The organism is Klebsiella sp. HMSC25G12, assembly GCF_001807705.1.
GTDB lineage: Bacteria > Pseudomonadota > Gammaproteobacteria > Enterobacterales > Enterobacteriaceae > Klebsiella > Klebsiella variicola.
On the sequence record NZ_KV789910.1, the window covers coordinates 110,863 to 128,827 of the forward strand.

Consider the following 17,965-nt stretch of genomic DNA (forward strand, 5'->3'; position numbering starts at 1 on the left):
GCAGGCAGGCCCGTTGGACCTGCCTGCGTTTTTACCAGGTTTTGCCAATATTAAACTGAAACTGTTCTGCTTTATCGCCATCATACTTTTTAAACGGCTCTGCCCAGGAGAAGACCAGTGGACCAAGGGGAGACATCCACTGCACGGCAATCCCCGCGGAGAGACGAATATGACCCGGATCGCCGTAATCAGGGATCCCTGCCGCCAGCGTCTGCGCGGTGTTCTGCCAGGATGTGCTCCAGACCGTCCCGGCATCAACAAACAGCGAGGTTCGCAAGCTATCGGCGTACTTATCATTCACAAAGGGGGTTGGAATGATAAATTCGCTGTTCAGCACCGCCATGGCATTCCCGCCGACCGCATCAGATGAGGCGTCCAGCGGGCAGGCGCTATAGCTGCTTTCGCTACCATTGCAGCGGTAATAGGCCGCTTTAGGCCCAATGGTGTTAGAAGAGAAGCCGCGCACTGACGACGAGCCGCCGGCGTAAAAGTTATCGTAGAACGGTACACTTTTGCCGTCTAACCCACCGGCATAGCCTGCACGCAAACGTTCCATCCAGACCCAGCGCTTATTCTCGCTCAGCGGCAGATACTGGGCGGTGTCAAATGAGAGCTTGTAGTAGCTATTATCCGAACCGGGGAGGGTCACTTTACCGCTAAGACTGCTCTTGTTTCCCGCACGCGGGAAGAAGCCGCGATCGAGATCGTTATATCCCCATCCAAGACTCACAAAATAGTCGTTGGCGCTATATTTCGCGCCGCTGTCGCCATCTTTCGTCACCACGCTGGGCTCGATTCCCCGGGAGCTGAGGTAGCGCCAGGTCGTCAGCTCCGGATCCATATTGGTCAGGCGATTATGAACATAATCCAGTCCCAGGTTCAGGGAGTTATTTTCGCTAATGGGAAACCCCAGCGTACTGCCTAAGCCATAGCTCTGCTGGTTATAGCTCCCGGCATCCGCATCGGAAGCATCATAGCTGTTATAAAAAATCTTTCCGCCCAGGCTGATGCCATCGACGGTAAACCACGGGTTCGTCGCCCCCAGTTCAAGATAAGACTGGTAGCTGTTGCGCGTCCCGTTGAAGCTAACGCTATTACCCGTTCCCAGCCAGTTATCCTGAGTCACGCCAAGCTGATAGCTCACGCCGCTGTCCGTACCAAATCCCAGGCCCACGTTAAATGAGCCGGTGTTGCGCTCCTTCACCTTGTAGACCACATCGACCTGATCTGCCGTCCCACTGACCGGAACGATCTGCTGTTCAACGTTCTCAAAAAAACCCGTTCGGTCAAGACGTACTTTCCCTTGTTCGACTTTTTCGTTGTTGAGCCACGCCCCTTCCATTTGGCGCATTTCACGACGCAGCACCGCGTCCCGGGAGGTGTCGTTACCGGAAAATCGGATCTGGCGTACCGAGTAGCGGCGGCCCGCGTTGACCTGAATATGCAGCGCCACGCGGTGATGCGCATCATCGATTTCCGGCGTGGTCGTCACCTGCGGCCAGGCATAACCATACTTACCGAAACGCTTTTTGATCTCATTTTCAACTGTGGTGACTTGCGCCCCGCTGTACCATGCCCCCGCCAGCGGCTGGGCAAGGGCCTCGATCTCTGGGCCATGCTGCGCCAGGTCGCCTGTCACCTGAGTTCGGTCGACCCGATAACGTTCGCCTTCATTGAGGGCGATAGTGATATACAGGGATTTTTTATCTGGCGTCATACTGACCAGCGTGGACTCGATAGCAAAGCGCGCATAGCCGCGATCGAGATAAAAACTGCGCAGCGTTTCCAGATCGGCTTCCAGCTTCTGCTTCTGGTATTTTTTATCGGCTACCACGTTCCACCACGGCACATTATCGCGTAGCTGAAGCTGGTCCAGGAGCGTCTCTTCCCGAAACGCCTGATTACCGATAATGTTTATTTGTGCGATTTTCGCCGAGATGCCTTCCTGAAAGACGAACGTTAAGTCAACGCGATTACGCGGTAACGGGGTCACCACCGCGTGAACCTGCGCACTGTATTTCCCCGCACTGTAATAGAAATCCTGTAACCCTTTTTCTATTTCGCTAAGCGAATTTCTGTCCAGTGCGCTACCTGCAGAAATACCGGACGCGGTGAGATTTTCCTTTAGCGCATCATCCTTCACTGACTTATTCCCGGAAAAACTGACGCTGGCAATAGTGGGCCGTTCCTTAACCTGCACCACCAGCGTTTTCCCATCGCGCAGGATCTGCACATTCTCGAAATTGCCGCTCGCATACAGCGCGCGCACAGCCTCGCTGACATCTTCTGGCGTCACCGCATCTCCCGCGTGCAATGGCATACTTAATAGCGCTGCCCCGACGGTCACGCGCTGTAGCCCTTCAAAACGGATATCATCAACTTGATATGATGTTGCGGCATATAACGTTAAAGGGGCGATCAATAATCCGCTGATGATATGAGTCTTTTTTAACATGAATGTGTCGTCTACGAGATAATGAGCAATAGCAGTATTCTGCTGGTGTTGAGCTTATTTGTTCAGGATGCATCTCTAAAATGTGCGACAGAAAATAACCTGAGCGAGGCGCAGAATTACATGCAATTATGGCGATAAAATGGAGAAAAAAAGGATGTTAAATCATCTTTAAAAATATATTTAATGATGGAACTTTTGCTGAACGCCGTGGTTCTAATGGCCAACACCAGAGCTATATTTAGATTTACCTGAACGTTTTTTATTAAAAAAGCCCCCTTTCTTGTTAATGGAAAGGGGGAAAATTCTCGTTAGGAATGATGCTCTCTGGGATCACCAGGAACAGGGAGAAAAATATCCTGAAACCCAGCAGATATAATGAAGAGAAATTGAATAAATTATGCAACTGATATCACAACATTCTACCCCGTATACACTGCCAAAGGCCGTTAACGAACATCTCCATATTTTCCTCAAAATAGCAGAATACAGTAGGGTCGCCTTATCAAGGCATCAAGGAAAGTCTATCGTTATCTACAATAGCCAAGCAGTGGCGCCTCGCCAGGGAAGGTGAGGCATAGGCTTCGCCATCCTGCCGCCTCCCATCATTAGCAACAGGGAACTGCGTATGACACGCTTACTCAAGACGATCTTACCCGTCATCCTCTGCACCCTCTTTGGGTTATCGTTCGCTTCACCCACGCAGGCTGCCGCCAGTCTGCCGATGGTTCTCCCCGCGCTAACATGCGATGCGCTGAGCGCGACCGACTTCAGCGCCGCCGTTGGCGCAAAGGTCACTATCAACCACACTGAAATGCAAACCTCCGCGCAGGGAAGCTGGTGCAAGGTGAGCGCCACTATTGCCCCCCAGATTGGCGTGCAGATTGCCCTGCCGACCCAACGCTGGAGTCAACGTTTCTTGCAGGTCGGCTGCGGCGGACTGTGCGGGAGTATTAACCTGAGTCTGTCGAATGCCAGCGGCTGCCTGCCGGCAATGAACGGCGAGTTTGTGGTGGCAGCAACCGATATGGGGCACCATGGCAGTATGATGGATGCTTCATGGGCCGAGGATCCGCAAAAGCGCATCGATTTTGCCTGGCGCGCCAACCACCTGACCGCCGTGCTGACCAAAGCGGTGATTCAGACGCTTTACCGCCAGCAACCAAAGTACGCGTACTTTATGGGCTGCTCAGACGGCGGTCGCGAAGCATTGATGGAAGCACAGCGCTTTCCGCAAGATTTTGACGGTATCAGCGCTGGCGCGCCTGCGGCCTTTTTCCAGTTTCAGAATTCCTTCTTCCACGGCTGGAATGTGGCCGCCAATCAGCGTCCGGACGGTACCGCTATCCTGCTGAAAGATCGCCTTCCTCTGATTCACCAGGCCGTGCTGGCTCACTGCCCGACGCTTTCCGGCGTGCAGGATGGTATCCTGCAAAATCCGTATGCCTGTCAGTTCTCTGAGTCATGGCTCCCCCGCTGTCCTGCCGATGCTCAGGACCGTTCTACCTGCCTGACGCAGGAAGAGATCGAGGTGGTGAAAAAACTCTACCGCGGCGCTTACGACAGCCACGGCGCCCAGTTTGTCGCTGGCGGTCTGCCGCTGGGCTCCGAGCTACGCTGGCCGGTGCCCGAGACCCCGACCGGCCACTCGATGTCGGAAATGATGGTACTGCCGGCTCTGCAATCCGTGCTCCTGCCGGGAGGAAAACAGAAGATCCAATCGATGCGGGATTTCCCACTGAACCAGCAGAATTTTGACGCCGTCGCTCAACTGGCACCGCTCTATAACGCGGCAAATACCAATCTTCATGCCTATCAACAGCGCGGCGGCAAGCTTATCCTGTGGCACGGTCTGGCCGATGACTCCGTCAGCCCAGCCTTTTCTATCGCCTATTACCGCAGCGTAGAAGCAGAGATGGGCCATGCCGCAACGGATACCTTCCTGCGGTTATTCCTGCTGCCTGGGGTAGCCCATTGCGGTAATGGCGAAGGTTACGATCAAATTGATCTCCTTACCCCGCTGATGCGCTGGACCGAGGAAGGCATCGCGCCGCAAGAGATCATGGCCGGAAAACGGGCGCCAGCCGCCACCAGCCTGCCGCCGATGACAGAAAAACCAGATGCCCAAACGCAGTTTCACGGCGTGCAGAAAGTCAGTCAGCCTTTCGCTGACGCCGCCCCAGCCGTTATCGCGACTCGCCCGGCGTACCCCTTTCCGGCCACTGCCCGTTATAACGGGCACGGCGACGTGAATGACGGCGAAAATTATCATGCAGAGCAATCAACCGCGTTTGGTCATCTGCAGCTGGCAAAACCCGCCAGCGACTATATTGGCCCTGATAATCAAAAAAATTATCAGGTTCGCCACGGCGAACTCACTGTTCAATAAACCCCAAGGCTCCTCGCTGAGGAGCCATTCGTTATGGGATTAGCCGCAATCATGCGTAGCAAAACGCTCCAGCAATCGGTATTAAACGACCTGCTCTTGTGGATCGATAATAATCTGGATAAGAAACTGACCGTCGACGATCTGAGCGATATCTCTGGTTATTCCCCCTGGCATTTATTTCGACTCTTCCGCCATTATTTTGATCGTTCGCCCATGGAATATATCCGCCAGCAGCGCATGTCGCTGTGTTGCCGTTTATTGCTGACGACGCCTGGTTACCGAATCGTCGATATTTGTATGATGGTCGGTTATGACGATCTCAGTGCGTTTAATCGTACCTTCAAAAAATATTATGCGCTCACACCCACTCAGTATCGCTATCAGATCACGCGGCAAAAATAAGGAGGTCCCCCTCCTCCGCATCGCTGCGGTTGGGAATGGAAGGGGGACAGGGGATATTACAGAAGGGAAATAGCAGGATGCTATTATCGAACCCGGTCGGGATCAACGACCTTGCGCGACGGAAATCAGTATAAAAGGATATGTTGAGCTAATAATGTAGAGGGCGTGAAGATTTTGTCACGATTTATAACCGCCTCCTCCGCTCTCATCTGAAATAAAAAAACCGGGTCGCGCTGCACCCGGTTTACTCCTCGTCAGGATCATCAGAAATGAGTATTAACGCTCATAAAGAAGGTCCGCCCCGACTCGTTATAGGTCTCCGCACCCGCGCCATAAAGATAAGCCCCCGTCGTCGCGTTGCCGGTCGTTTGCGCATTCCCTGCCCGGTAGTGGCGAATATCAAACAGGTTATCTATCCCGCTGGTGAAGCTCAGATTTTTGTTCACATCCCAGGTCGCACTGAGGCCGACAATGCTGTATGGGCTGACTTCGTTTAGTTCGCTGCCGCTGACCGCCTCGCCCTTATAATTAAAGCGTTTTGGTTTCTGTCGACCATACCAGGTAAAGGTGCTCTGCAGGGAGAGATCTTCACGAACCTGCCAGCTCAAAGTCGAGTTCAGGGTAAACTGCGGGATCACTGACAGCCGGTCGCCGGTCGTCTTATTCTTGCTCTGCAGCATCCATGTCAGGTTATTGCTCCAGTTAACCGTCTCCCCCACCGGAAGATTCAGCGTTCCTTCCAGGCCTTCCACTAACGCCTTTGGTACGTTTTCCCACTGATAGATATTGGTGGTGCCGTTGCTGGCGGTGCCCACCGCCGCGTACCCTGACTCAATCTTGTTGTGATAGTCGTTACGGAACCAGGTGATTCCCGCCTGATAGCCATCATGCTTGTACTCAAGACCAATCTCTTTATTAACGCTGGTCTCCGCTTTCAGGTCGCTATTCCCCATCAGATAGCAGGCGGAACTACTGGCGTAACAGCCTTGACCGTTGCTGTAGAGAATATAGTTCGGGTTCAACTGGTAGAGGTTAGGTGCCTTGTAAGCGCGGGCAATGCCCAGCTTCAGCGTCCAGTCATCCGTCAACTCCTGGGAGAGGTTCAGTGAGGGGCTCCAGTTATTGCCGACGATGCTGTGGTGATCGAAGCGCAGGGCGGGTGTCAGCATGGTACTGTCCGTTAGCGCCATATTATCTTCGGTAAACAGCGAGAAGATCTCGGCGCTGGAGTACGGGCTACGACCGGTAGCCGACACACCGTCGATAGTCCCGTAAGAGAGCGCCTGGGTTGTCGATACGCCATCTTTCATCCGCTGCTGATTCCATTCGGTGCCCAGCGTCAGATTCTGATCGACCCCCAGCGTAAACGGAATATTCACTTCGCTATGTAGCAGGACATCGGCCAGATCGATATCTGAAAACTCGCTACTGGAGAAGATCCCTTCCGTACCGCCCGCCAGCCCTTCATTCATTCGCGAGTTACGGGTGTGTTCGTACTGGGCATAGCTGTTGCTGGTCACGCCATTATCCCAGCCGCCGGTCCATGTGACGCCGTAAGTTTGCCGGTAGAGACGGTTGGTCTCTTTCCCGTACATACTCTTCACCAACGTACTGGTATTGGTGTTTTGCGTGTCGCCGGCATAGAGGTTGCCCTGGCGGCTGTAGCCGGCCTCAAACTCCAGGGCCTGCATCGGGGCGAACTCCCAGCGTAGCTTACTGTGAATATCTTTGTTCACCACCCCTTCACGTCCGGCGGGATAAGAACCGGCGTAGGAACCGGTACGCTCCGCTTCATGCCCGGCGTTAATGTCCTGAGCATCAGCCTGGGTTTTACTCAGATTACCCCAGAGATTGAAGCTGACACTGTCCGACAGTGGACCATTGAGGCTAAAGTTGGTACGTTTCGTCGCCCCTTCTTTACGGTGCTGCGGAGCATTCATATAGGTATTCCACGACCCGTGCCATTCTGGCGTGGTCGGTTTGGTCACGATGTTGACGACCCCGCCCATCGCGCCATTACCATAGCGCGCCGCCGCCGGGCCGCGGATCACATCGATATGATCGATCATCTCCGCTGGCACCCAACTGGTATCGCCGCGGGAGTCACGATCGCCGCGCCAGCCATACCGCACCGAGTTACGGCTGGTCACCGGTTTACCATCGACCAGCACCAGCGTATTCTCGGGCCCCATGCCACGGATATCAATTTGCCGGTTGTTGCCGCGCTGACCACTGGTGGAGTTGCCGGTCAGGTTTACCCCAGGTTGCGTACGAATTAACTCCGATACATCGCGGGCGGGGGGATGTTTGCGAATCTCCTCTGCGGTAATGGTCGACACGCCCGGTGCCTGCAGGTTCTGCCTGGCAGCGGTCACCACCATCGTTTCCTCCTGGTTTTCGGCCGTTGGGGTGCTCTTATCGCGCGTCGATTGTTCTGTCATATTCTCTGCCGCCTGCAGCGGCACGCTACAGGCGAGCAAAGGAATGACGATCCCCAGCGGGAAGTGAGACGTGTATTTCATAGAATATGCCCTGTTTTCTGTTGCTGTCGGGCATAACGCCTTCCCCAATTGAAAAAACAATGGGATAAAATACTCGCCTCTGCGCCTCGCCAGATTTTGGCGTAGGTCAGCCCCTTCCCGATAGTCATGGGAATAAGAAAACAGCATGAGGCATAATAAAATTAAGTGCCCTGTTTCATCATTAGAGAAAAAGCGCTGCGCGCTATTCTTTGATAGCGTAATCCAGACAGCGAATAATAAGAGTAATGTGCAGTGCTACGGTAATAAAAATGAGATTCATTATCAAGATGATAATAATCAATATCGGGGAAAAATAAAATAAACACAAATAATCAAACAGTTACAACAAAACAAATGGAGAAGAATAAAATAAAAATATCATCATCATTTTCTATTTATCATTAAAAACACACATTTCCGCCACATTATCTCCATAGTTAAAGTAAAGATAAAAGCACATTAATAGCAAGCGATAAAATGGGAGAAGACTATTTGTCGGCATCGTTATGTTTTTTACGCCCTTGTCGTGCCCGGCTAACGGCAGCCGTTCTGCTAAAATAACCACATCCCCCTGCGGAGTGTTCCTCCATGAACGCCAACTTGCTATCACGCCTGTTTATCGCCTGGCTCACCTGCCTCGCGCCGCTGTTATTCGCCCCTATCCTGCTTGCGGCGGAGGCGGAAAAAGCGCCGCCAGTCGCAACCGAAGACAATACGCTGTCGATCCACATCGACGATATGCTGCAGCCATGGAAAGGCGATCTGCCCGGCATGACCGAGCGGCGCACCATTCGGGTATTAACCACCTACAGCAAGACCTTCTTTTTTATTGATAAAGGCACTCAGCGCGGAGCAACCCACGATATCTTTATGGCGCTGGAAAACGATCTGAATAAGCAGTTGGCGAAGGATAAAAAGCTCAAACAGCGCCACCTGAAGCTGCATATCGTTTTTGTGCCGGTCAGCCGGGATAATCTCTTTATCGCGCTTAATGAAGGTAAAGGCGATATTGCGGCTGCCAATCTGACCATCACGCCCTCGCGGGAAGCCCAGGTCGATTTCGCCCAGCCGCTCTACAGCAACGTGAAAGAATTACTGATCTCCGGGCCGGCATCGCCGAAGATCGACAGCCTGGAGCAGCTCTCCGGCCAAACCGTCTTTGTTCGCCGCTCCTCCAGCTATTACGAGAGTCTGCAGGCGCTGAATGCCCGATTTGCCAGTGAGTCGCGGCCGCCGGTTATCCTGGAGGCAGCGCCGGAAGCGCTGGAGGATGAAGATCTGCTGGAAATGCTCAACGCCGGGCTGATTCCGCTGATCGTCGTCGATCAACACAAAGCCGTTTTCTGGAAACAGGTGTTTCCGAAAATTCAGGTCCATGACAACGTGGTGCTGCGCGACGGCGGCAACATTGCCTGGGCGGTACGCAAAGACAGCCCGCAGCTGCTGGCGGTGCTAAACAACTTCGTCAAAAAGAATCGTCAGGGCACCACGCTGGGTAATACCCTCCTGCTGCGTTACCTGAAAAATGCCAAATATGTCAAAAATGCCGCCGCGAGTAAGGAACGGCGCAAGTTCCTCGCCATGGTGGAAGTCTTCCGCAAATATGGCGATCGCTACGATGTCGACTGGCTGCTGATGGCGGCCCAGGGGTACCAGGAATCGCGACTGAACCAGTCGGTGCGAAGCCACGTCGGCGCCGTCGGGGTAATGCAGGTGATGCCCAGCACCGGAAAAGAGCTGAAAGTGGGCGATATTAAACAGTTGGATCCCAACATCCATGCTGGCGTGAAATACATGCGCTGGATGATAGATCGCTACTATGCTGATGAGCCCATGACCCGGCTCGATAAGGCGCTGTTTGCCTTTGCCTCCTATAACGCGGGTCCGGCGCGTATCGCCCGCCTGCGCACCATGACTAAACAGCGAGGATTTGACCCGAACGTCTGGTTCGGTAATGTCGAAAATCTGGCGGCAGAAAAAATTGGCGCCGAGACGGTCACCTACGTCAGTAATATCTATAAGTATTACATCGCCTATCGGCTGATCGTCGATGATATGGCCCGCAAACAGAAAGCGACGGCCGCGCCGCGACAGGAGCCAGCAGCAGAGCCAGTGAAACCGCAGCCCAGCGTGGCGACGCCGGAGACCGCTCAGGCGCCCTCTGCCTGAAACGCTCGTCGCCGCAGGTTAAAAACCGGTTCTGACACGGTGGCGCAGAAAAAATGCTGAAAGGATGATGCTGAAAGGATAAAGAAAAAGCCCCGGCGAAACCGGGGCTTTTTGTATTTTACGGCGCAGGCAACGCGTTTAAGGCAAGCCTTAAAACGGGATGTCGTCGTCGAAGTCCATCGGCGGTTCGTTAGAAGAAGGCGCTGCCGGGGCCTGCTGCTGCGGACGGGACTGTGCGCCGCCGCTGAACTGGTTGCCGCCCTGCGGCTGCTGAGGCTGACCCCAACCGCCCTGCTGCTGGCCGCCGCCTGCCGGCGCGCCGCCACCCTGACGGCCGCCCAGCATCTGCATGGTGCCGCCAACGTTAACCACGACTTCGGTGGTGTATTTCTCCTGACCGGATTGATCGGTCCACTTGCGGGTACGCAGCTGGCCTTCGATATATACCTGAGAGCCTTTGCGCAGATACTCGCCAGCGACTTCCGCCAGTTTGCCGAACAGCACAACGCGGTGCCACTCGGTCTGCTCTTTCATTTCGCCGGTCTGCTTGTCACGCCAGGATTCGGAAGTTGCCAGCGTGAAGTTGGCGACAGCGCCGCCACTTGGCATGTAGCGTACTTCCGGGTCCTGCCCCAGATTACCGACGAGAATCACCTTGTTTACGCCTCTGCTGGCCATGTTCGTGTCTCCTGAATACGTTTCTTAATAGTGTAAACGCGCGAGTGTACCATTTCCACGTAGCATTTTGATAGCTGCGAGGCTGATTCCAGAGATAGCACTCGTACAAGACATTGTTGCACACTCCCCCTGAATTTGCATTCCGATACTGTATATTCATTCAGGTTAAATTGTGTCATAATTAGCCGTTTCTGCCGTTTGTCCTTCAAGCAAACCAGGCAATCCGTGTATCTACCTACCGGGAAAGGTGAATGGATAAGATCGAAGTTCGGGGCGCCCGCACCCATAATCTCAAAAACATCAACCTCGTTATCCCGCGCGACAAACTCATTGTCGTCACCGGGCTTTCCGGGTCTGGCAAATCTTCACTCGCTTTCGACACCCTGTATGCCGAAGGCCAGCGTCGCTACGTCGAATCGCTCTCCGCCTATGCGCGACAGTTCCTGTCGCTGATGGAGAAGCCGGACGTCGACCACATCGAAGGGCTGTCGCCGGCGATTTCCATCGAACAGAAATCAACCTCTCACAACCCCCGTTCGACGGTGGGTACCATTACCGAAATTCACGACTACCTGCGTCTGCTGTACGCCCGCGTCGGTGAACCGCGCTGTCCGGATCACGACGTGCCGCTGGCGGCGCAAACCGTCAGCCAGATGGTCGATAACGTCCTCGCGCAGCCGGAAGGCCTGCGCCTGATGCTGCTGGCGCCCATTATTAAAGAGCGTAAAGGCGAGCACACCAAAACCCTGGAAAACCTCGCCAGCCAGGGCTACATCCGCGCGCGGATCGACGGCGAAGTCTGCGATCTTTCGGATCCGCCGAAGCTGGAGCTGCAGAAGAAGCACACCATCGAGGTGGTCATCGACCGCTTTAAGGTGCGCGACGATCTGGCGCAGCGCCTGGCCGAGTCGTTCGAAACCGCGCTGGAGCTCTCCGGCGGTACCGCCATTGTGGCCAATATGGATGATGAAAAAGCGGAAGAACTGCTGTTTTCCGCTAACTTCGCCTGCCCGATCTGCGGCTATAGCATGCGCGAGCTGGAGCCGCGCCTGTTCTCCTTCAACAACCCGGCGGGCGCCTGCCCGACCTGCGACGGCCTCGGCGTTCAGCAATATTTCGATCCCGACCGCGTGGTGCAGAATCCGGAGCTGTCGCTGGCGGGCGGCGCCATCCGCGGCTGGGATCGCCGTAACTTCTACTACTTCCAGATGCTGAAGTCGCTGGCGGAGCACTATAAATTCGACGTCGAAGCGCCGTGGGGCACCCTCAGCGCCAGCGTGCAGAAAGTGGTCCTGTACGGTTCCGGTAAAGAGAATATTGAATTCAAATACATGAACGATCGCGGCGACACCTCGGTACGTCGTCACCCGTTCGAAGGCGTGCTGCACAATATGGAGCGCCGTTACAAAGAGACGGAATCCAGCGCCGTGCGCGAAGAGCTGGCGAAATTCATCAGCAACCGCCCATGCGCCAGCTGTGACGGCACGCGGCTGCGTCGTGAAGCGCGCCACGTGTTTGTAGAGAACACCCCGCTGCCGACCATTTCCGATATGAGCATCGGCCACGCGATGGACTTCTTCAACAACCTGAAGCTCTCCGGCCAGCGGGCGCAAATCGCTGAGAAAGTGCTGAAAGAGATCGGCGATCGCCTGAAGTTCCTTGTCAACGTCGGTCTGAACTATCTGACGCTTTCCCGTTCGGCGGAAACGCTCTCCGGCGGCGAAGCCCAGCGTATCCGTCTGGCGAGCCAGATTGGCGCCGGGCTGGTTGGTGTGATGTACGTGCTGGATGAGCCTTCTATCGGCCTGCACCAGCGCGATAACGAACGCCTGCTGGGTACCCTGATCCATCTGCGTAATTTAGGCAACACGGTGATCGTCGTTGAGCATGACGAAGACGCGATTCGCGCCGCCGACCATGTGATCGATATCGGCCCTGGCGCTGGGGTCCACGGCGGCCAGGTGGTGGCCGAAGGGCCACTGGACGCCATTATGGCGGTACCAGAATCCCTCACCGGGCAGTTCATGAGCGGTAAGCGCAAAATCGAAGTGCCGAAACAGCGCGTACCCGCCAATCCGGAAAAAGTGCTGAAACTGACCGGCGCGCGCGGCAACAACCTGAAGGATGTGACGCTGACCCTGCCGGTCGGTCTGTTTACCTGCATTACCGGCGTTTCCGGCTCGGGTAAATCGACGCTGATTAACGACACCCTGTTCCCGATTGCTCAGCGCCAGCTTAACGGCGCGACCATCGCCGAACCGGCGCCGTATCGCGATATCCAGGGGCTGGAGCACTTCGATAAAGTGATCGATATCGACCAGAGCCCGATCGGCCGTACGCCGCGCTCCAACCCGGCGACCTATACCGGGGTGTTTACGCCGGTGCGCGAACTGTTCGCCGGGGTGCCGGAATCACGTTCACGCGGCTATACGCCAGGGCGCTTTAGTTTTAACGTTCGCGGCGGGCGCTGTGAAGCCTGCCAGGGTGATGGCGTCATTAAGGTTGAGATGCACTTCCTGCCGGATATCTATGTGCCGTGCGACCAGTGCAAAGGCAAACGCTATAACCGCGAAACGCTGGAGATTAAGTACAAGGGTAAGACCATCCACGAAGTGCTGGATATGACCATTGAAGAGGCGCGTGAATTCTTTGATGCCGTACCGGCGCTGGCGCGTAAGCTGCAAACCCTGATGGACGTCGGCCTGACCTATATCCGTCTCGGCCAGTCGGCGACGACGCTGTCCGGCGGCGAGGCGCAGCGCGTGAAGCTGGCGCGCGAACTCTCCAAACGCGGTACCGGCCAGACGCTGTATATCCTCGATGAGCCGACCACGGGTCTGCACTTCGCCGATATTCAGCAGTTGCTGGAAGTGCTGCATCAGCTGCGCGATCAGGGCAATACCATCGTGGTGATTGAGCATAACCTCGATGTGATTAAAACTGCCGACTGGATTGTCGATCTGGGTCCGGAAGGCGGTAGCGGCGGCGGCGAAATACTGGTCTCCGGTACACCTGAGACCGTCGCCGAGTGCGAAGCCTCGCACACCGCGCGCTTCCTGAAGCCGATGCTGAAATAATTAGCGGGATAGCTGCTGCCGGACCGACTCCGGCAGCATTTTCACCGCCTGCTGGTAAGATGCATCGACCAGGTAGTAGATTTGCGAATCCGGCAGCGAGCCATCCAGAAAGACGGTGCTCCAGTGCGCTTTATTGAGATGCTTGCTGGGCCGGACATCGCGATGCTGCTCTCGCAGCAGCTCCGCCAGTTCCGGGCTCGCTTTCAGCGCGACCGCCGGCCGCTGGTCCTCCACTTCCTTCACCATGGCAAACAGCACGTCCGAGACTTTGATCTGCGTGGCTTTCCAGTCGCTATGGACGCTCTGCTCCGCTCCCGGTTTCGCCATGCAGTACTGCAATAACTCCGAAATTGTCATCTTTTATTCCCCCATGAGCGTCGCAACGATGTGCCGCGAACCGCCGTGTATCCGATGCTCCCCCAGCCAGATGCCCTGCCAGGTTCCCAGCCTGACGCGCCCGTCCTCGACCGGCAGCATCAGCGACACGCCAAGCATCGATGATTTGATGTGCGAAGGCATATCGTCAGGACCTTCATAATCATGTTCGTACGGCGCATTGTCCGGCACGGCGTTGAGAAAATACTGCTCCATGTCATAGCGGACGGTGGGATCGCAGTTTTCGTTGAGCGTCAGGGAAGCGGAAGTATGCTGGAGCAGGAGGTGCAGCAGGCCAACCTTCACCCCGGACAGCCCGCGAATCTGACCGAGGACCTCATCGGTGACCAGATGAAAACCGCGGGATTTTGGCCCAAGCGTCAGGGTTTGCTGATACCACATCATCGACTCCTTTTGCGAATGAATCCTTCTAAGTGTGCAGCAATACGTGAAAAGGTAAAACCTTCCACCCCTGATTTTGCATAAAAAAACGGCAGCGCTACCGCTGCCGTTTATCGCGTTCAGGCGATCGTCAGTATTCGGAATTGACGATCACTTCTTCGCCCAGCGCCCCGGCCATCGGCAGCGGCTTATAGGAGGAGTTGGCGGCCCGCAGCACGCGGATCCCACGGGCGCCGGCCTCACGGGCAGCGGTGATGTCGTTATCCGAATCGCCGTAGAAAACCTTTATCTGCTTCGCCTGCAGCCACTGGGTCTTGGTGTTCTGGCCAGGCTTATCACCGGCGAAAATCACCGGATTCATATTGGCGGCCGGAATGAGAAAATCATCCTGCAGGGTTTTAGAAACGGTTTCTGTTTTGGTCTGGCTGCGGCCGGTGACGAACCAAATGCTGTCCCCACGCTTCACATGCATCGCAATCAGCTGGCGCGCCACCTCTTTCGGCATGCTGAATTCATCCCAGCCGTTGTTCATTTTTTCCCAGAACTGCGGGTTTTTCAGGTAATCCTCACTGCCGGGGGAGAAAGTTTTTTGCCCGCGCCAGAAGCCCGGACTGGAGAAGAGGACGGTGTCATCGATATCAAAGCCGACGGCCATCGGCGGCCGCCCCAGCAGGCTGTTCTCGATTTGCGCCACCGAAACCCAGTGGATCGGCGCCTGCTCGGCCAGCTGGGCCACATTGGTGCCCACCCACAGCGGCTGTGGCGTGGAGGCGCGCGCCACAACGGCGCTGTTCAGCGAGAACAAAAGAGAAGCCGCCGCAAAGGCGAGAGTAAGTTTGCGCATATTTATCCCTAAATCTATCAATCATTATTATTTTTAATAATGTGCATGCTTAGCAACGCCCCGACCTTACCCGCCGATCGCGTGGATGAAAAGCCTTTTTCGCGTAGATGTCATAGAAAAAGAGGATGATCACAATCAGAGAGGAGGTTGCCGCTGCCCGTTGACCGGCAGCGGCAACCCACTGGAGAGCGGCTTACATCACCGCAGCAAAGGCTTTCGCCACCTGCTGAACATTACGTGAGTTTAACCCTGCCACGCACATACGACCGCTGGCAATCAGGTAGACGCCAAACTCGTCGCGCAGACGATCGACCTGCGCTGCGCTGAAGCCGGTGTAGCTGAACATCCCGCGCTGCTTAAGCAGGTAATCCACCTTGCTGCCCGGAGCAACCTGCTGCAGCGCGTCGACCAGTGCCTGGCGCATGGTCAGAATGTGCGCGCGCATGGCGTCCACTTCCGCCTGCCAGGTGGCTTTCAGAGCTGCATCGTTCAGCACCGTCGCCACCACCTGCGCGCCAAAGCTTGGCGGGCTGGAGTAGTTGCGGCGCACGGTGGCCTTCAGCTGACCCAGCACGCGGCCTGCAGTTTCGCTGTCTTCACAGACCACTGACAGGCCGCCGACACGCTCCCCGTACAGGGAGAAAATCTTGGAGAACGAGTTGCTGACCAGCATCGGCATCCCGGCGCTGGCGATGGCGCGAATGGCGTAAGCATCCTCTTCCAGCCCCCCGCCAAAGCCTTGGTAGGCGATGTCGAGGAAGGGGATCAGCTGACGCGCTTGTAATACCTCAACCACGCGGTCCCACTGGGCTGGCGTCAGGTCGGCGCCGGTCGGGTTGTGGCAGCAAGGGTGCAGCAGCACAATATCGCGCGCCGGCAGCGTTTGCAGCGTCGCCAGCAGGTCCTCAAAGCGCACGCCGTTGGTGGCTTTGTCAAACCAGGGGTAAGTACTTACTTCGAAGCCAGCCCCTTCAAAAATGGCGATGTGGTTTTCCCAGGTCGGATCGCTGACCCAGACATGAGACTCCGGAAAGTAGCGTTTGAGGAAGTCGGCCCCGACCTTCAGCGCGCCCGAACCGCCGACCGTCTGAATGGAGGCAATGCGGTTTTGCTTAAGCGCGGTATGCTCTGCGCCAAACAGCAGCGGCGCAATCGCCTGACGGTAGCCGCTCAACCCTTCCATCGGCAGATACAGCGAGGCGCCATGCGGCCCGGCGTTCAGGCGTGCTTCCGCTTCCGCCACCGCCTGCAGCTGCGGGATAATGCCGTCATCGTTGTAGTACAGCCCGATACTCAGGTTGACTTTGTCGCTTCGCGGATCTTCTTTGAAGCGTTCCATCAGAGAAAGAATAGGGTCGCCGGCGTAGGCGTCAACTTTTTGAAACACGCGATGTATCTCCAGGTTTACATAGGGCAGGTTCTTACACAATAAACCGGATATGACGGCAGGTCGAGAGGATGTTGAGGGGAAAATGACCGCGAGGTGGCATAAACCGCTTATTCGCTCGCGGCTGTGCCGATGGCGTACCGGATAACATCAGGGTTATCCGGTACGGCTGGTGCTTAGTCGAGGTATTTCATGGCGACGCGGGAGGTCAGTCGCGTAATAAGTTCGTAAGCACTCACTTTCGTTATCTCGGCGATGCGCTCTACCGGGAGCCCCTCTCCCCATAGCACTACCGCGTCGCCGGCTTTATCCTGGGCCTGCGGTCCGAGGTCAACGCAGATCATATCCATCGCTACCCGGCCGACAATCGGCACTTCCCGGCCATTGACCAGCACCGGCGTGCCCGACGGTGCGGCGCGCGGATAACCGTCGCCATAGCCCATCGCCACCACGCCGAGACGGGTATCGCGTTCGCTGATCCAGGTGCCGCCGTAGCCGACGGGCTCCCCTGCTTTATGCTCGCGCACCGCAATCAGGCTGGACGTCAGAGTCATCACCGGCTGGCAGCCGAAATCTTTCCCGGTGGAGCGATCGTCCAGCGGCGACACGCCATACAGGATAATCCCGGGGCGTACCCAGTCGTAATGCGATTGCGGCCACAGCAGAATGCCGCCCGAGGCGGCGATAGAGCGCAGCCCCGGTTTGCCTTCGGTAAAGGTGGTGAAGATATCCAGCTGGCGTTCGGTGGCGCCGCAGGTCGGCTCATCGGCGCGGGCGAAATGACTCACCACGTTCACCGGCTGGCGGACGTTTTTACACTGGCTCAGACGCTGATAAAACGCCTCGGCTTCCTCCGGGCGCACCCCTAAGCGATGCATGCCGGTATCCAGCTTCATCCACACGGTTACCGGCTCGGGGAGATCGGCTTGCTCCAGCGCCGCCAGCTGTTCGGGGCTATGCACCGCCGTATGCAGGCGCTGGGCGGCGATCACCGCCAGGTCTTCCGCAGCAAAAAAGCCTTCCAGCAGGAGGATCGGCTGGGCGATGCCTCCTGCTCGCAGGCGCAGCGCCTCTTCCAGGCGGGCGACGCCAAAGGCGTCGGCGTCGGTCAGCGTTCGCGCGGTCTCAAGGAGGCCGTGTCCGTAGGCGTTCGCTTTCACCACCGCAACCAGTTTGCTGGCAGGCGCCAGGTCACGCAGACGTTGCAGGTTGTGTCGCAGAGCGCGGCGGTTGATAACTACAGTTGCCGCTTGCATTTGAATTCCTTA

General features: G+C 56.1%; 12 protein-coding genes. 4 read left to right on the top strand and 8 right to left on the bottom strand.

Going from position 1 to position 17,965, the window contains the following annotated elements; translation table 11 throughout:
• Nucleotides 1-31: 31 nt before the first annotated feature.
• On the bottom strand, nt 32-2,455 hold the full coding sequence (bamA, locus tag HMPREF3096_RS21425) for an outer membrane protein assembly factor BamA (RefSeq protein ID WP_032731696.1): 2,424 nt from the start codon (nt 2,453-2,455) through the stop codon (nt 32-34).
• Between the two features lie 625 nt (nt 2,456-3,080).
• Between bamA and HMPREF3096_RS21430 the strand changes: the two genes are divergently transcribed.
• Nucleotides 3,081-4,841 carry a tannase/feruloyl esterase family alpha/beta hydrolase gene (locus HMPREF3096_RS21430; RefSeq protein WP_032731693.1) on the top strand — a complete coding sequence of 587 codons (1,761 nt, stop codon included), beginning with the start codon at nt 3,081-3,083 and terminating at the stop codon, nt 4,839-4,841.
• Nucleotides 4,842-4,874: 33 nt separating this feature from the next.
• A complete protein-coding gene (locus HMPREF3096_RS21435) occupies nt 4,875-5,243 on the top strand; it encodes a helix-turn-helix transcriptional regulator (protein WP_008807288.1) in 369 nt (122 codons plus the stop codon).
• A 263-nt stretch (nt 5,244-5,506) separates the two neighbouring features.
• Here HMPREF3096_RS21435 and HMPREF3096_RS21440 read toward each other — a convergent pair whose 3' ends face one another.
• Entirely contained in the window at nt 5,507-7,765 is a 2,259-nt protein-coding gene (locus HMPREF3096_RS21440) for a TonB-dependent siderophore receptor (RefSeq protein WP_008807289.1), read from the bottom strand.
• A gap of 588 nt (nt 7,766-8,353) precedes the next feature.
• On the opposite strand from HMPREF3096_RS21440, the gene HMPREF3096_RS21445 reads away from it, so the two are divergent.
• Nucleotides 8,354-9,934, top strand: a complete 1,581-nt coding sequence (locus tag HMPREF3096_RS21445; RefSeq protein ID WP_016160107.1) for an MltF family protein — start codon at nt 8,354-8,356, stop codon at nt 9,932-9,934.
• 150 nt (nt 9,935-10,084) lie between these two features.
• On the opposite strand, the gene ssb1 is transcribed toward HMPREF3096_RS21445, so the two are convergent.
• Nucleotides 10,085-10,612 (bottom strand): single-stranded DNA-binding protein SSB1, encoded by a 528-nt coding sequence (ssb1, locus tag HMPREF3096_RS21450; protein ID WP_008807292.1) that lies wholly within the window; start codon nt 10,610-10,612, stop codon nt 10,085-10,087.
• A gap of 251 nt (nt 10,613-10,863) precedes the next feature.
• Between ssb1 and uvrA the strand changes: the two genes are divergently transcribed.
• Nucleotides 10,864-13,689, top strand: coding sequence for an excinuclease ABC subunit UvrA (gene uvrA / locus HMPREF3096_RS21455; protein WP_008807293.1), 2,826 nt, complete (start codon nt 10,864-10,866; stop codon nt 13,687-13,689).
• Here the strand turns inward: uvrA and HMPREF3096_RS21460 are convergent, their stop codons facing one another.
• The 5 genes from HMPREF3096_RS21460 to alr form a co-directional block, all read right to left on the bottom strand.
• A complete protein-coding gene (locus HMPREF3096_RS21460) occupies nt 13,690-14,046 on the bottom strand; it encodes an MmcQ/YjbR family DNA-binding protein (protein WP_008807294.1) in 357 nt (118 codons plus the stop codon). It lies immediately after the preceding gene.
• Nucleotides 14,047-14,049: 3 nt separating this feature from the next.
• On the bottom strand, nt 14,050-14,466 hold the full coding sequence (locus HMPREF3096_RS21465) for a secondary thiamine-phosphate synthase enzyme YjbQ (protein WP_008807295.1): 417 nt from the start codon (nt 14,464-14,466) through the stop codon (nt 14,050-14,052).
• A gap of 130 nt (nt 14,467-14,596) precedes the next feature.
• Nucleotides 14,597-15,310: an acid phosphatase AphA gene (aphA, locus tag HMPREF3096_RS21470; RefSeq protein ID WP_023323467.1), complete on the bottom strand. Its 714-nt coding sequence runs from the start codon at nt 15,308-15,310 to the stop codon at nt 14,597-14,599.
• A 193-nt stretch (nt 15,311-15,503) separates the two neighbouring features.
• Nucleotides 15,504-16,697, bottom strand: coding sequence for an aromatic amino acid transaminase (gene tyrB, locus HMPREF3096_RS21475; protein ID WP_008807297.1), 1,194 nt, complete (start codon nt 16,695-16,697; stop codon nt 15,504-15,506).
• Nucleotides 16,698-16,873: 176 nt separating this feature from the next.
• Nucleotides 16,874-17,953: an alanine racemase gene (alr, locus tag HMPREF3096_RS21480; protein WP_008807298.1), complete on the bottom strand. Its 1,080-nt coding sequence runs from the start codon at nt 17,951-17,953 to the stop codon at nt 16,874-16,876.
• Nucleotides 17,954-17,965 lie beyond the last annotated feature (12 nt).

Bases quoted from the DNA above. Each gene is read 5' to 3' on its own strand.
- bamA (WP_032731696.1), bottom strand. From the start codon at position 2,455: ATGTTAAAAAAGACTCATATCATCAGCGGATTATTGATCGCCCCTTTA.
- HMPREF3096_RS21430 (WP_032731693.1), top strand. From the start codon at position 3,081: ATGACACGCTTACTCAAGACGATCTTACCCGTCATCCTCTGCACCCTC.
- HMPREF3096_RS21435 (WP_008807288.1), top strand. From the start codon at position 4,875: ATGGGATTAGCCGCAATCATGCGTAGCAAAACGCTCCAGCAATCGGTA.
- HMPREF3096_RS21440 (WP_008807289.1), bottom strand. From the start codon at position 7,765: ATGAAATACACGTCTCACTTCCCGCTGGGGATCGTCATTCCTTTGCTC.
- HMPREF3096_RS21445 (WP_016160107.1), top strand. From the start codon at position 8,354: ATGAACGCCAACTTGCTATCACGCCTGTTTATCGCCTGGCTCACCTGC.
- ssb1 (WP_008807292.1), bottom strand. From the start codon at position 10,612: ATGGCCAGCAGAGGCGTAAACAAGGTGATTCTCGTCGGTAATCTGGGG.
- uvrA (WP_008807293.1), top strand. From the start codon at position 10,864: ATGGATAAGATCGAAGTTCGGGGCGCCCGCACCCATAATCTCAAAAAC.
- HMPREF3096_RS21460 (WP_008807294.1), bottom strand. From the start codon at position 14,046: ATGACAATTTCGGAGTTATTGCAGTACTGCATGGCGAAACCGGGAGCG.
- HMPREF3096_RS21465 (WP_008807295.1), bottom strand. From the start codon at position 14,466: ATGTGGTATCAGCAAACCCTGACGCTTGGGCCAAAATCCCGCGGTTTT.
- aphA (WP_023323467.1), bottom strand. From the start codon at position 15,310: ATGCGCAAACTTACTCTCGCCTTTGCGGCGGCTTCTCTTTTGTTCTCG.
- alr (WP_008807298.1), bottom strand. From the start codon at position 17,953: ATGCAAGCGGCAACTGTAGTTATCAACCGCCGCGCTCTGCGACACAAC.